At 39.6% G+C, this 13922-nt stretch carries 15 protein-coding genes; 3 read left to right on the forward strand and 12 right to left on the reverse strand.

What is annotated here, in order from left to right:
- Positions 1-488: 488 nt before the first annotated feature.
- From AC3ANV_RS25615 to AC3ANV_RS25630, 4 genes are read right to left on the reverse strand one after another with little or no spacing between them, the layout of a single operon-like run.
- Positions 489-1307 carry an SPL family radical SAM protein gene (locus AC3ANV_RS25615; protein ID WP_488311392.1) on the reverse strand — a complete coding sequence of 273 codons (819 nt, stop codon included), beginning with the start codon at positions 1305-1307 and terminating at the stop codon, positions 489-491.
- Positions 1308-1327: 20 nt separating this feature from the next.
- Complete coding sequence (locus AC3ANV_RS25620) at positions 1328-2041, reverse strand: 2OG-Fe(II) oxygenase (RefSeq protein WP_488311393.1); 714 nt, start codon at positions 2039-2041, stop codon at positions 1328-1330.
- Positions 2034-2576 carry a methylated-DNA--[protein]-cysteine S-methyltransferase gene (locus AC3ANV_RS25625; RefSeq protein WP_488311394.1) on the reverse strand — a complete coding sequence of 181 codons (543 nt, stop codon included), beginning with the start codon at positions 2574-2576 and terminating at the stop codon, positions 2034-2036. The genes AC3ANV_RS25620 and AC3ANV_RS25625 overlap by 8 nt, the downstream gene beginning before the upstream one ends.
- Complete coding sequence (locus AC3ANV_RS25630) at positions 2560-3183, reverse strand: bifunctional transcriptional activator/DNA repair enzyme AdaA (RefSeq protein ID WP_488314339.1); 624 nt, start codon at positions 3181-3183, stop codon at positions 2560-2562. The genes AC3ANV_RS25625 and AC3ANV_RS25630 overlap by 17 nt, the downstream gene beginning before the upstream one ends.
- Before the next feature lie 139 nt (positions 3184-3322).
- Between AC3ANV_RS25630 and AC3ANV_RS25635 the strand changes: the two genes are divergently transcribed.
- Positions 3323-4237: a DNA-3-methyladenine glycosylase family protein gene (locus AC3ANV_RS25635; protein WP_488311395.1), complete on the forward strand. Its 915-nt coding sequence runs from the start codon at positions 3323-3325 to the stop codon at positions 4235-4237.
- 454 nt (positions 4238-4691) lie between these two features.
- On the opposite strand, the gene gatB is transcribed toward AC3ANV_RS25635, so the two are convergent.
- The 4 genes from gatB to AC3ANV_RS25655 all read right to left on the reverse strand — a co-directional run bounded on the left by gatB (position 4692) and on the right by AC3ANV_RS25655 (position 9653).
- On the reverse strand, positions 4692-6119 hold the full coding sequence (gene gatB / locus AC3ANV_RS25640) for an Asp-tRNA(Asn)/Glu-tRNA(Gln) amidotransferase subunit GatB (RefSeq protein ID WP_488311396.1): 1428 nt from the start codon (positions 6117-6119) through the stop codon (positions 4692-4694).
- Positions 6120-6131: 12 nt separating this feature from the next.
- Positions 6132-7589: an Asp-tRNA(Asn)/Glu-tRNA(Gln) amidotransferase subunit GatA gene (gene gatA, locus AC3ANV_RS25645; RefSeq protein WP_488311397.1), complete on the reverse strand. Its 1458-nt coding sequence runs from the start codon at positions 7587-7589 to the stop codon at positions 6132-6134.
- A 14-nt stretch (positions 7590-7603) separates the two neighbouring features.
- Positions 7604-7897 (reverse strand): Asp-tRNA(Asn)/Glu-tRNA(Gln) amidotransferase subunit GatC, encoded by a 294-nt coding sequence (gatC, locus tag AC3ANV_RS25650; protein WP_488311398.1) that lies wholly within the window; start codon positions 7895-7897, stop codon positions 7604-7606.
- Between the two features lie 220 nt (positions 7898-8117).
- Positions 8118-9653, reverse strand: a complete 1536-nt coding sequence (locus AC3ANV_RS25655; protein ID WP_488311399.1) for a peptide MFS transporter — start codon at positions 9651-9653, stop codon at positions 8118-8120.
- A 312-nt stretch (positions 9654-9965) separates the two neighbouring features.
- Between AC3ANV_RS25655 and AC3ANV_RS25660 the strand changes: the two genes are divergently transcribed.
- Complete coding sequence (locus tag AC3ANV_RS25660) at positions 9966-10616, forward strand: lysozyme family protein (RefSeq protein WP_488311400.1); 651 nt, start codon at positions 9966-9968, stop codon at positions 10614-10616.
- Between the two features lie 107 nt (positions 10617-10723).
- Here the strand turns inward: AC3ANV_RS25660 and fosM are convergent, their stop codons facing one another.
- Positions 10724-11146, reverse strand: a complete 423-nt coding sequence (gene fosM / locus AC3ANV_RS25665; protein ID WP_488311401.1) for a FosM family fosfomycin resistance protein — start codon at positions 11144-11146, stop codon at positions 10724-10726.
- A 116-nt stretch (positions 11147-11262) separates the two neighbouring features.
- Here fosM and AC3ANV_RS25670 point away from each other — a divergent pair, with 116 nt between their 5' ends.
- On the forward strand, positions 11263-11718 hold the full coding sequence (locus AC3ANV_RS25670; protein ID WP_488311402.1) for an OsmC family protein: 456 nt from the start codon (positions 11263-11265) through the stop codon (positions 11716-11718).
- A 45-nt stretch (positions 11719-11763) separates the two neighbouring features.
- Here the strand turns inward: AC3ANV_RS25670 and AC3ANV_RS25675 are convergent, their stop codons facing one another.
- From AC3ANV_RS25675 to AC3ANV_RS25685, 3 genes are all read right to left on the reverse strand, one after another.
- On the reverse strand, positions 11764-12216 hold the full coding sequence (locus AC3ANV_RS25675) for an SRPBCC family protein (RefSeq protein WP_488311403.1): 453 nt from the start codon (positions 12214-12216) through the stop codon (positions 11764-11766).
- Positions 12217-12294: 78 nt separating this feature from the next.
- A complete protein-coding gene (locus AC3ANV_RS25680; RefSeq protein ID WP_488311404.1) occupies positions 12295-13260 on the reverse strand; it encodes a helix-turn-helix transcriptional regulator in 966 nt (321 codons plus the stop codon).
- A 188-nt stretch (positions 13261-13448) separates the two neighbouring features.
- Positions 13449-13886 carry a YueI family protein gene (locus AC3ANV_RS25685; RefSeq protein WP_488311405.1) on the reverse strand — a complete coding sequence of 146 codons (438 nt, stop codon included), beginning with the start codon at positions 13884-13886 and terminating at the stop codon, positions 13449-13451.
- Between the last annotated feature and the right edge of the window lie 36 nt (positions 13887-13922).

Consider the following 13922-nt stretch of genomic DNA (forward strand, 5'->3'; position numbering starts at 1 on the left):
TATGCCTCGATCCCTTTATAATAAAGACATTTTTCTTTCCAACATGAAAAAACAATGTCGAATCACAGGTTTACTTTTGTGAAGTGCAAAAATGTAAATCGCGGATGAAATCTTTACCACTAATCACAAACAATTCTCCAAAGAAAATGCAGTAAAATACACTTAAAGAATGCCTCTAAGTTTTCTCCAAGCCCTTTTTTCTTTAAAAAGCTATTTTGGGATTGACTGTTGTTTTAAGAAATCACCCTAATCTTGACCGTTTTACTTTTAAACGGTTATAAAATAAAACAAGTTATATGATGTGACCGGGAGCTTTTGTTCTGACCGAATAAGCCTTGCATTCGGACTGCCACAGCCTATTTCCAATTTATCCTGTCCGAATAAGCTTAAAATTCGCTATGCAAATATCTGCAAAATTTTTAAATACTAGATCGATTACACACCTCTGAAGTAACCCCTTATCGAACCATCGGAGTTGTTTTTTTCCATTATGGCTCGAAACCCTCCTGACTCAAAAAAAGCTGATCTGCAGAAAAAACGTGGTTGAGTCTATCAAAAACAATCCGATAGGCTGAAGGTTCATACCATTCTTCCAAACCCAATTTCTCATACAATGATTTCATCCCTAACTTCCTGGTCCGTTTACCGCCGCTGCCGTCTCCCATATAATAATCATCCACACAGACACGGCTGACCAATAACCTTAGTTTTTCCGGAAAGGCCTCACTGCTAGGCAAAACCGGGGCAATCGTTGCCTGAGTCGGTACTCCTGCTTCTCTTAATAACTGAAGTGTCTTTAATCTCGCGTTAATCGACGGGGCATCCGGCGTAAATTGTTTTCTTATCTCTTCTAAGTCCGTTTCTACGGTTATGCTTACCCGAACTCTATTCTTTAAGAGAAGCAATAAGTCTATATCTCTACGGACGAGCGGACTCCTCGTCTGCACAAATAAAAAATCAGGCGGGTCTTCCACCATCACTTCGAGTAAAGATCTCGTCACCCTCTCTTTATACTCGATTGACTGATAAGGGTCTGTACTCGATGACATAAAAATAGTTACCTTCCCTTTGGCCTTAGCTTTCTGAAGTTCCTTACGCAATAAAGCGGCTGCTTCCAACTTGATATCAACCCATGTCCCCCATTCACCCTTTCGGAAAAGCGAAACCGGCATTTGACGGACATAGCAGTATGAACAGCCAAAAGAACAACCCGTATAGGGATTCAAAGAATGAGTGTAACCACAAAGATACCCCGTTCCTTTATTAAGCAGTGTCTTTGGATTTTTGTAGAAAAGCTCACTTTTCATCCTGAATCCCCGCTTTCAAATTACTTTGCATCATGAAATATGATCCCCAATGTATATCTCGTTCCTGACGTAACCTTGCTGACTCCATGTCTAAGTGTTGTTCGATAATATCCGCGTGTTCCCATTACTGGTCTATTATTCGTTGGAAAAATAAGTCCTGCACCTTGTTCCAACGTAATCACATGCCCCTTGCTTTGCGCCCTCGGCCGCTGCTCCACCAATAAAAACTCTCCGCCTGTATAATCCGTCTCTTTTTGATTTAAGGCGAAAACCACCTGAAATGGAAAAAATACATCGCCATACAAATCCTGATGCAGACAGTTGTAGCCACCCACTTCATATTTTAAGATTAGGGGTGTTGAGCGGAGCTGGTTCTGTTGGTGACACTGTTCAAGAAATTCCGGAAATGTAGCAGGATAGGCGGCTTCTCGCCCCAGCTGTTCCTGCCAGCGGTTTGCCGTTTTAGCCAATTCCGGATAAAAGCCTTCACGAAGTTGTTGCAGCAAATCCGGCAGAGGGGCTTGGTAATATTTATACTCACCTTCACCAAACCGATAACGGGCCATATTAATCGTACTGCGGAAATAGCTTGCTTGCTCGTACGTATTCATGATTTCACAGCATTGGTCTTTGTCCAATAATACCGGAATCTTAGCGTATCCCTGCTCATCCAATGTCTGTTGCAATTTAGACCAATCTAAGGAAACAATACGTTCTTTCATACTCTCAGACATGCAACGCGCCACCTTCAACCGGCAAACCTTCCCGCTCCAACTTTAGTAGTTGGTTTTTCATTTCCAAACCGCCTCGATAGCCGGTAAGTTTACCGCTTTTTCCAATTACCCTGTGGCATGGAACGGTAATCAAGACAGGATTGGCACCAATCGCTGCCCCAACCGCACGTACCGCCGCCGGTTTTTGAATATGTTTCGCAATATCCGAATAGGACTTGGTCTGTCCATATGGTATTTTACAGAGTGCGTTCCATACTGCAAGTTGAAACGGCGTACCATTATAATCAATCGGTTTAGTAAAGCACTTTCTTTTTCCGAGTAAAAACTCGATAAGCTCTGCCACATACGGCTGTATTTTTTCATCATCACGAACAAGAGGGCTGCCGGGAAAATGTTTGTTAACCCAATTTGATAATTCCTCAAAAGGCTGATTTCCTACGAAACAAAGTCCTTTTAATGTTACAGCGAGATAAAGGTTCCATCCGTCATGTACCAACAAGGTCCAATATATCGTTGGTTTAGTCTTGGATCCCACTGTTTTTCACCTCCGAGGTTTTGTTACCGTTATTTAATTGACGAAATTCTGTAGGTGTATACCCCGTTTTCTTTTTGAACAAGGTAATAAAATAGGCAGTATTGGGCATTCCCACAGAAGAAGCAATATCAAGAATCGCATGATGAGAATCGATCAAGTACCCGATAGCCTTGTTAATTCTCGTTTGCTGAATATATTCAATGGGCGTTATCCCTTTAATTCTTTTAAAAGTGCGGTGCAAATGGTAAGGGCTGCCATGGCAGCTGTCAGAAAGGGTTTCCAGTGTCAGCCTTTCATTATAATTATTATCAATATACTTGGCAATCTGAGCTACCCAATCATAATCCGGAAGCCTCTCACCAGTTGGTTTGCAGCGTTTACATGGGCGAAAATTTGCTGACAAAGCTTGATGTGCATTTTGAAAAATGAGAACATTTTCTTTTTTAGGAGCTCTTGATTTACAAGATGGCCTGCAAAATATTCCCGTAGTCTTGACTGCATAAAAAAACTTATTGTTGTAATTTTCATCATTGTGAATGATTGCTTGCCATCTTTCATCTGTCATGCCGCTTTCTACATCGGCTTGATTTGCATCCATATTCTCCATTTCTATCACCTCTGCCACTATTATACCCCCGGTAAAGGCAGGATTTAACGTTTCACTAATGTAAGAGCAAGATAGTGAAATTATAATCGTACTGAATGTGATATAAATGAAACTATAAAATAGGGTTATACGGAGGATTATGATGCAAAAAGAAAACAATACTGAACTAAAAATAGTTGTTCCTAAAGAATTCAGCTTTGATGAAAACTTGAAATACTTGTCTAGAGCTCCGAATGAATGCTTATTTCATATTAAAGATCGGCGGCTATACAAAGCGTTACCGATAGAAGAAGAAACAATCCTTATTGAAATAAGTGCTGATCATGAAAACGTTATGACTATCCGTTTTATTGAGAAGACAACTCCATCATGTGAACGGATACATGCTGCTGTAGTTCGCTATGTAAGAGATTGGTTTGATTTAGATAGAGATCTCCTTCCGTTTTATGAAATGGCGAAAACCGATGTACTTTTAAATAATGCTGTCGATTCGTTCTATGGGTTACGCTTAATGGGGATTCCTGACCTTTTTGAAGCGCTATGCTGGGGGATTATTGGCCAGCAAATTAATCTGACTTTTGCCTATACATTGAAACGCCGTCTTGTGGAAAAATTCGGGAAACATATCGAGTATGATGGAGACGACTATTGGCTATTCCCATCACCATCTGATATTGCAGCATTAACACCGGAAGACCTGGTTGGATTACGTATGACTGTTAAAAAGTGTGAGTATCTTATTGATGTAGCCAAACTAATGGTTGAGGGAAAACTAACAAAAAAGCTATTGCTGGATGCCGGAAATGTAAAAAATGCAGAAAAAATGCTGGTCAAAATCCGCGGAATTGGTCCGTGGACAGCCAATTATGTTTTAATGCGTTGTCTAAGATATCTTTCCGCATTTCCGGTTGATGATGTTGGTCTTCACAATGCGATAAAACATCTGATGGGAACAGAAAATAAACCGGTGAAAGAAGAAATTATACAACTGGCTGCAAACTGGGCTGGCTGGGAATCCTATGCCACTTTTTATTTATGGAGATTTCTTTATTAAAAGTGTACGTTCTTCGGCAAATTTCAACCTAAGGTTCTACTAATCAAACGTTTGATTATATTTGGCTTTAACAGTAAAAATAAAGGATTTCTCTTTCCAAACATAAAAAAACAATGTCGATTATTTTCTTTTAAAAAACTAATCAAACGTTTGATTAAATATCCCTTTAACCCTTATACATAAAGACTTTTTACCTAAAAAATAAAAAAAAAGCGTCGATAATTAAACCCATTTAATTAATTAAACTGCAACTCTAAACGAAAAATGAATAATTATCTCTAACTATCAGCTCTTTCGACAGTATTTCCACTCTTTCGATTCTAATCAAACGTTTGATTAAACCTAACACAAACCCCTATACGAACAAGCTTTTTTCCCGGGAAATTGCAAAAAGAATGTCGTTTGTATTTTCGACAAAAAATTAGCTGACAGAAAAAATTCTGCCAGCCATGTCTTACCGTTTACTTAATTCTTGTTGCAACAATTGATTGACCAATTGTGGATTTGCTTGCCCCTTTGTGGCCTTCATAAGCTGTCCAACCAAGAAGCCGACAGCTTTATTTTTACCATTCTTGAAATCTTCAATTGATTGCGGATTGGCATCAAGAACCTCTGAAATAATTTTCAGAAGTGTTCCTTCATCGGAGATTTGCACAAGCCCCTTTTCCTTCACAATTTGCTCAGCATCGCCGCCATTTTCGATCAACTCTTTAAAAACTGTCTTCGCGATCTTTGATGAAATCGTTCCGTTTTCAATAAGTTTAATCATGCCGGCTAAACCGGCCGGGGTTAGAGCAATCTGATCGAGTTCCATTGATTCCGCATTCAAATATCCGGAAACATCGCCCATAATCCAGTTAGAAGCCAATTTGGCATCTGCGCCGGCATAAACTGTCTCTTCAAAGAAATCAGCCATTTCTTTTGTAACTGTAAGTACCTTTGCATCATAAACAGGTAACCCAAGCTCTTCCACATAACGCTTTTGACGCTGATCCGGCAGTTCAGGGATTTCGGCACGAATCATGGCTTTCCAATCCTCGTCGATGTATAAATCGAGTAAGTCCGGTTCCGGGAAGTAACGATAATCATCGGAACCTTCTTTTATACGCATAAGCAGGGTTGCCCCTGTAGCCTCATCAAATCGGCGTGTTTCCTGGTCGATTTTCCCACCGGAGGACACAACTTCCCTTTGACGCTTTTCTTCATATTCCAGTCCTTTACGGACAAAATTGAATGAGTTTAAATTCTTCAACTCGGTTTTCGTTCCAAACTCCTCTTGTCCAACAGGACGAATGGAAATATTGGCATCACAACGGAGTGAGCCTTCTTCCATTTTGCAATCGGATACGCCTGTATATTGTATAATTGATTTTAATTTTTCAAGATACGCATAGGCTTCATCCGGTGTACGAATATCCGGTTCGGAAACGATCTCTACAAGCGGCGTTCCCTGGCGATTGTAATCACATAAAGAATACCCTTTCTCGTGGTTCAGCTTTCCGGCATCCTCTTCAAGATGAATTCTTGTAATTCCAATCCGCTTTGTATAGCCGTTTACCTCAATTTCAATCCAGCCATGCTCCCCAATCGGCTTATCAAATTGCGATATTTGATAGGCCTTCGGATTATCCGGGTAAAAATAGTTCTTCCGGTCAAACTTAGTGTGAGTTGCAACTTCACAATTTAAAGCCATCGCCGCTTTCATCCCGAATTCTACAGCCTTCTTATTAATGACCGGCAGCACCCCCGGGTAACCCAGATCGATGACAGATGTATTTGTATTCGGTTCGGCTCCAAAATGGTTTGGGCTAGCAGAAAAGATTTTTGATTCTGTTTTTAACTCTACATGGACCTCAAGTCCAATCACTGTTTCAAATTCCAACGTCTACACCCCCTACAATCCCGGCTTCTGTTTATGAAAGTCTGTTGCTTGTTCAAATGCATGTGCTACCCGATAAACGGCTGCTTCATCAAAATGCTTCCCGATAATTTGTAATCCCAATGGTAAACCGCCATCAAATCCACACGGAATAGAGATTCCCGGCACACCGGCAAGATTCACAGGGATCGTTAAAATATCATTGGCGTACATCGTTAACGGGTCTTCAATATTTTCGCCAATTTTAAAGGCCGGAGTTGGCGTTGTCGGTCCAACGATCACATCATATTTTTCAAAAACATCCTCAAAATCCTTTTTAATCAAAGTCCGAACCTTTTGTGCTTTTTTATAATAAGCATCGTAATACCCAGAGCTTAATGCGAAGGTTCCAAGCATGATCCGGCGTTTTACTTCGTCACCGAACCCTTCTGCTCTTGTCTTTTTATATAAATCGATTAAGCTTTCAGCGTCCGGCGTCCGGTACCCATAGCGTACGCCATCAAAGCGCGCAAGGTTTGCTGATGCCTCTGATGATGAAAGCAAATAATAGGCTGCGAGTGCATACTTCGAGTGCGGCAGAGACACTTCTTCCCAAACAGCCCCAAGGCTCTCGAGCACCTTCAAAGCTTCCAGTACGGATTGACGAACTTTCTCATTAACACCTTCACCTAAGTACTCTTTCGGAACTGCGATTTTTAAACCTTTCACATCACCTGTTAAGGCACTCACGAAATTGGGAACGTCGACATTTGCCGATGTGGAATCCATTGGATCAAGTCCGGAAATAGCTTGTAATAGGTATGCATTATCTTCAACTGTTCTCGTAACAGGTCCGATTTGATCAAGTGATGATGCAAAAGCAACCAGACCGAAACGGGAAACACGTCCATAAGTAGGCTTCATTCCTACAACACCGCAAAAAGCGGCCGGCTGACGGATGGAACCGCCTGTATCCGAACCAAGGGAAAACAGGACTTCTCCCGCAGCGACCGATGCCGCAGAACCACCTGAAGATCCCCCCGGTACTCTTTCAAGATCCCATGGATTACGAGTCATTTTGAAACCTGAATTTTCATTAGATGAACCCATTGCAAACTCATCCATATTTAACTTACCAATCGTTACCGTTTCTGCCAGCTGTAGCTTTTGAACAACAGTTGCATCATAAATCGGGTTAAAATTCTCCAGAATTTTACTTGCGCAGGTTGTTCTTAACCCTTTTGTGACAATGTTATCCTTCACGCCAATCGGCATCCCAAACAGCAATCCCTTTTGAGAGTCAGTTGCCAGCTTCTCATCTAGCGATTTTGCCGTTTGACGGGCGTGGTCTTCATCTAATGTTAAAAACGCCTGAACCTTATCCTCAACCTTGCTAATTCGCTTATAGGATTCATCTACAAGGTCGGATACTTTTAGTTCTTTTTTATGTAAAAGCTCATGAAGGTCTGAAACTTTATAATCAAATAAACTCACCTTTTTAATCCTCCTTACTCCCCTAAAATCGATGGAACTTTAATTTGACCGTCCTGATGCTCCGGCGCATTTTTAAGTACTTCTTCACGCGGAAGCCCTTTTTGGGGAATGTCTTCCCGCATAACATTTTTCATATCAAGTACATGATAGGTAGGCTCCACATTTTCTGTATCCAATTCGTTTAGCTGTTCCGCAAAGGTAATAATCGCATCAAGCTGTTTGGTAAACTTGTCTGCTTCTGCTTCCGTTATCGCCAATCGTGCCAAATTAGCAACGTGTTTAACCTGTTCATTTGAAATTCGTGACATTTTCATGACCTCCAATCCCTTTAGTCTTTACTCATTTAATATTGATAATAACAGACTTTTCCGCTTTACCGCAATAATTCCTCAACCATTATAGGCAAGAGAACGTATTTTTAGATTGAATTTTCATTAATTATTTAAACAAACGTTTGATTAAAAGGAAGAAAGAAAAAACTACGGTGCGATTTACGCCGTAGTTTTTTCTTTTTTATTCTAAAACGTTTTATTTAATCCCTTTCATATAGGTTTGCATTTTTGGTGAAAGGGCAAATAAAATTACTGATAAAACGATTGATGCTACCCCGATAGTTCCAAAGTAAGCCATTTCGTTTTGAGGTGTGTAAAATTTAACAAGCTGCGCGTTAAGTGCCTGGGCAGCAGCATTTGATAAGAACCAAAGACTCATCATTTGTGCTGAGAAGGCCGAAGGTGCTAATTTCGTTGTCGCTGATAATCCAACCGGTGACAAGCACAATTCACCAATAACACAAATGAAGTAGCTTAGTACCAACCATAATGGGTTAACAAGAGCATGCTGGCCGCCAATCATTGCCGGTAAAAGAATCACGACGAATGACAATCCTGCGAACAATAAACCAAATGAAAATTTCTGCGTATAGGTCGGCTGTTTTTTGCCCATTTTTACCCAAATCCAACCGAGAATCGGGGCAAAAACAATAATAAACAACGGATTTAACGACTGGAACCAAGCCGGTGAAATATGCATTCCGGCAAAGTCTAATTGTGTCCGTTTATCGGCGAAGTTTGCTAAAATCGTTGAACCTTGTTCTTCAATCGACCAGAACATAACAGATGCGATAAAGAGCGGAATATATGCAATCAGACGAGAACGTTCTTCTTTGCTCGTTTTCGGGCTGCGATACATAAATAAGAAATAAAGGATTGGAATAACACAACCCAAGATACCAACTAGGTTAATAAATGATGAAATGGTTAAAGTGCCAGTAGAAACAGCAACAGCAATTAATACAACTAGAATAAGTGCACCAAGACCAATTTTAGTAAAAGTCTTTTTCTTTTCTGCCGCTGGCAGCGGATTGGCTACAAAAGTACCGGCAAGACCAAGATTCTTTTTCTTTGTCGTAATATAAACTACTAACGCCAGGAACATACCAATTGCAGCTAGACCAAAGCCTAAGTGGAAGTTATATTTCAGTCCGATTGTACCGACAACTAACGGTGCAACAAATGCACCAAGGTTAACGCCCATGTAAAAAATGCTGAAAGCAGCATCGCGGCGAGCGTCGTTAATTTCATACATTTCCCCTAAAACCGTAGAAATATTTGGTTTCAGGAATCCAGTACCGATTACAATCAGTACCATCGAAACAAAGAACATCATCATGCTACCGGGTATCGCTAAGGCAATATGACCGAACATAATCAAGATACCGCCGTAAAACACGCCCTTCGTTGCTCCAAATATTCTATCAGACAGCCAGCCGCCAATGATTCCTGACATATATACCAATGATCCATATACAGACGCAATCGCAAGAGCTGTTTGCTGATCAATTCCTAATCCGCCTTTTGAAACTGAATAATACATATAAAATACAAGGATTGCCTTCATACCATAATAGGAAAATCTCTCCCAGAATTCCGTGAAAAATAACGTAAATAAGCCTTTAGGATGACCAAAAAAGCCCTTTTGCGGAACGCTTTCCACAATTTTCTGTCTATTTAAGACTCTTTGGGAAGCGCTTTCAGTTGTTTTCTCCTTTTTTAAAGTAGACATAGTTTAACCTCCTTTTTCTATATCATAATAGTATTTTAATATTTTATAATTGTCAATTATCATTTTTTTCTAAATGCATTTCTTTGTTTTGAGCATTGTAATAACCAATAATTGCCAAAATAGAATAAATAATCTGATAAACAATAATATTTTTCTAATATAATTAACAGCAATAACCTTTAGTTAATTGGATTATTTTGAAAATAAGTAAATAAAAGCAGGAATCATTGTCCTAAAAGTATTATTAGCAGACACGGATGCTATCATGCCTTATAATAGTCGAAGGAGAAAGTGTAATAGAGGAGTAAACCAATGAAACGAAGACGGAAGAAGTTCAAAACCATTTTCGTGCTGCTGATGCTTTTTTGCGTTTTAGTCGCGATTCAAAATTATTTTCAACATAGATCCCCAAAAACAGTAAAAATCGATTCGTTTGCGGATGTTAAAAAGTATAGTCCATTAATTCATAATGAATTAGAAAAATATCATCTTGAAAATTACACGACCGTTCTTATTGCCCTAATGCAGCAGGAAAGTCACGGAAAAGGCGGGGATCCGATGCAGGCCTCCGAATCCGCAGGTTTAGCGCGAAATACCATTAAGGATCCCAAGCAGAGCATCCAAGTGGGGGTAAAGCATTTTCAGCGGGCACTAACTTACGGGAACCAGAAAAAGGTCGATTTCCCCACCATTATACAGGCATATAATATGGGCATCGGCTACATTGACTATGTCGCACAGCATGGTGGCAAACACAGTGAGGAATTAGCAAAAAAATTCTCCCTCCTACAAGTGCAAAAAAAGCCTAACATCTATACTTGCGGAGATAATAAAAATAATTTTCGCTACCCCTACTGCTACGGTGATTTTACCTATAGCACTAAAGTAAGTAAAAATGTTCAATTGCTTGCAGATACGGTTACAGTAACTAGTACCAAAAAAACAACCGGTGAATCCTTTTGAAGATTCATCGGTTGTTTTTTTAGGCTCTTTCCTAAAATTTTGGTGCTGAAAAGAAAGGCTGTTCGAAATTAATATTAACTCCTCATCCATATAACCCCCATCTTCCTTTAATCATAAAATTTCATATGCACCTTTTCCTGTTTATAATAGTTTAATCTGTCCTGCAATGTACCTGTATGAAATTCGAACTTATGACCATCAGGGTCTGTAAAGTAGATCGATTTTTTATCTTTTTCGTCTCTTAGACGACCGGAAAGAATGGTTACGTTCAAATCCTTAAGTTTCCCGTACATATTTAAAAATTCAGCTTCATCTATTGAAAAAGCTATATGTGTGTACGAATAGCAAATTTCATTTCCAGGAATATCTTTTTCTTCATTTAAAGCAAGCCACATCCCATTAAGATCAAAATAGGCCGTACTTCTACCCTTAACTAACAGCTTTGCACCAAATACATTTTGGTAAAATTCAATAGAGTTCTCTAAATTTGAAACGGAGAATAAAAAATGGTTTAAACCTTTAATTGACACCTAATCACCTTCCATTTTAAATTAGGGATACCTTATTCACTAAAAATACATTTTCGTCGTATTTCTCATCTAACAGGCTTACACTAAAAAAAGAAGCATTCAAGGAGGCTGAGCGAATGGCTGAACATCTTTTTTCATTAAAAGCAAACTGGCCCGGATTACGGAATGGCGTAGGCGAAATTGAAACCGGTCATTTAAAAACAAAAGTTTCAATCCCGCCGGAAATGAATGGACCTGGTGTCGGGACGAATCCCGATGAAATGCTCCTGGGGGCTGCAGCTACCTGTTATATCATCACACTGGCCGCGATGATGGAGCGAAGCCACTTAGAGAAGGAACAGTTAACGATGGAGTCTGAAGGAATTGTTGATGTAACGAATGGAGTTATTACTTATAAAAAAATTATTCATCGGCCATATATTGTCTTGAAAACGAATGCCATTGACAAAGACTACCAATTGGCGCAAAAGCTTGCCAAAAAAGCTGAAACCTCCTGTATGATCAGCCGCGCCGTTCAAGGAAATGTAGAGATTGAATTACAGGCGACGGTTGAAGTGGCAGCGGAAGGTTAACTAGTGAAAAAGGAGTAGAGCCTACTACTACTCCTCTTCCGGTATTTAAGTTAGCTTAAGTGTTTTCCCTGTTTCCACTAATGATTTTGTATTGCTCAAAATCATCCACCACGCAGCATCACTTGCCTCATAGTGTGGATCACCTTCCTGCCATTGATCATGAATCAGAGTCAGCTTAGTACAGGCACCAACAGGCTCCAGCAGATAGGAGATTCTCGACTCATATTCCTCCTTATCACCTTGTGTATACGACTTCCCGGCAAAGTGAGTAAATCGCAGGACTTGATTCGGTTCGTACTCCAATACATTTCCATAGACATGAACCGTTTCATCCCCATCAGCCCCCGGCCCTACATATTCCAAAGGGTCACCCACTTGAAATGTGGACTTTATTACGCTTCCATAAAATATTTGCTTCGTTCCCTCAGGTGAGATTAATGCCTTCCATACTTCCTCAGGTGTACCCGCAATATAAAATACATACTTTAAATCTGTCATGTGCACTATTTCCTCCTTTTTTTCTTTACTTACCTATACATCATAAACAAACTCCACTGACATATACGGTCAGTGGAGTTAGAAGTTTTGATAATGATTAACTAATTCCGAGGCGACTGCCGCCAATCTCTCCTTTAAAAAAATTGGTTCAAGGATGCTTAACGCTTTACCATAAGGAAGTAGAAAATATGGAACAAGGGTATTAATAGATTGCTCATCCAACTGAAAATGAGCTTGATTTTTTGAACGTTCGATAAGGGTATGTCCAAATAGCCAATGCCGGCAAAGATCATCGAGGGCGTGCGCATGTCCTTGAATATAGACAGAAATATGTTGTCCATCTTGTTTTTTTTCAGGCAACAGTCCCTTTAGAAAAAAAGAACGCGCAGAAAAGTCTGACGGCCGTTCAAATTCATGAACCGTTTTAGATAAGCCTATAATACGCTCCACTCGAAAACTGCGAATTTCAAGACGAAGATGACAATAAGCGACGACATACCAGCACCCTTTCCAATAAACCAGCCCATAAGGGTCAATGTTTCGTGATTGCGGCTTGAGCTCACTCCCTTTTTGGTACTCTATTAACAGGGTATAACCTTCTGCTACAGATATTTCAATTTCTTGGAGAATCGATTCTAAAGAAGTATTTACAGGTGGATGAATTACATCAAAGCCTATTAAATGTCGATTGATTTGATCTAATTGTTCCTTATTCGTATACAATTTCAGTTTAGAGACTGCACCATCCAAAACCTCGCTAAAAGGGTACCCTGCTTCTTTTGCAAATGCGGCCGCATGAATCAGTGCTTTTTGTTCGTCTAGGTCAAAAAACAGCGGTGCTTTCGAAAATTCATGAAGCAAACTGTATCCACCGTTATGGCCGGCATCCGAAATGATAGGAACTCCACTCGCACATAAGGCATCAATATAACGGTAAACCGTACGGATATTGATTTCTAATTCCTCTGCTAATTGTTTGGCAGTCATTCGTTTCCCCGTTTTGAGCAGCCATAAAATTGAGAGCATATTGACAGCTTTAGACATTGGTATCGTTATTCCTTTCTTTTATTGAACCAGCTCAATTAATATATATTAATTCATTAAATTACTGAGAAATCCCTTTTTGCTTATGGAAATAAACACCTTAGCTTACAAAAAGCGATCTTCATTAATGAAGAATCGCTCCTGTTAAATAAAAACTCATATTCCACTTATAGGTTAGTTGTTCTGCCCTATCCTTTCCGTTTAAATAATTTTGCAAAAAGACCTTTTTTCTTTTTGATTTCAGTTTTTTTTGGCTCTTTTTTACTAATATAAATTTCTTCTTTATCAATCGCATGGTCCATGGCTAAAACTAACCCGATTTCCGTGTTGTGCTCTTTTTTGGTCACAATCGTATGTTCAATTTTATATTTTGTTGCCAGTTTAACATACTTTGATAATTCGCCGTAATTCATGTTTCCATTTAAAAAAAGATGGGACTGCGGGAATTTCTTCATATAAAGTTCGACTTGAGGATATATTTCTGTTTCTCTTACCTGACTCTTCATAAGGGCGACAATGATTCGTTCACGTAAAGTCCCCAAAAATTTCCGCCGTTCTTCCGGTTTTGTTTCCGGCACTCCATAAATCCCTTGTTGTAAAATCTCGTCAACGGTAGGCTTTTTCAAACACATCAACTCCAATTACAAGGCTATTACTATGTA

The organism is Neobacillus sp. DFD-2R (assembly GCF_057747865.1).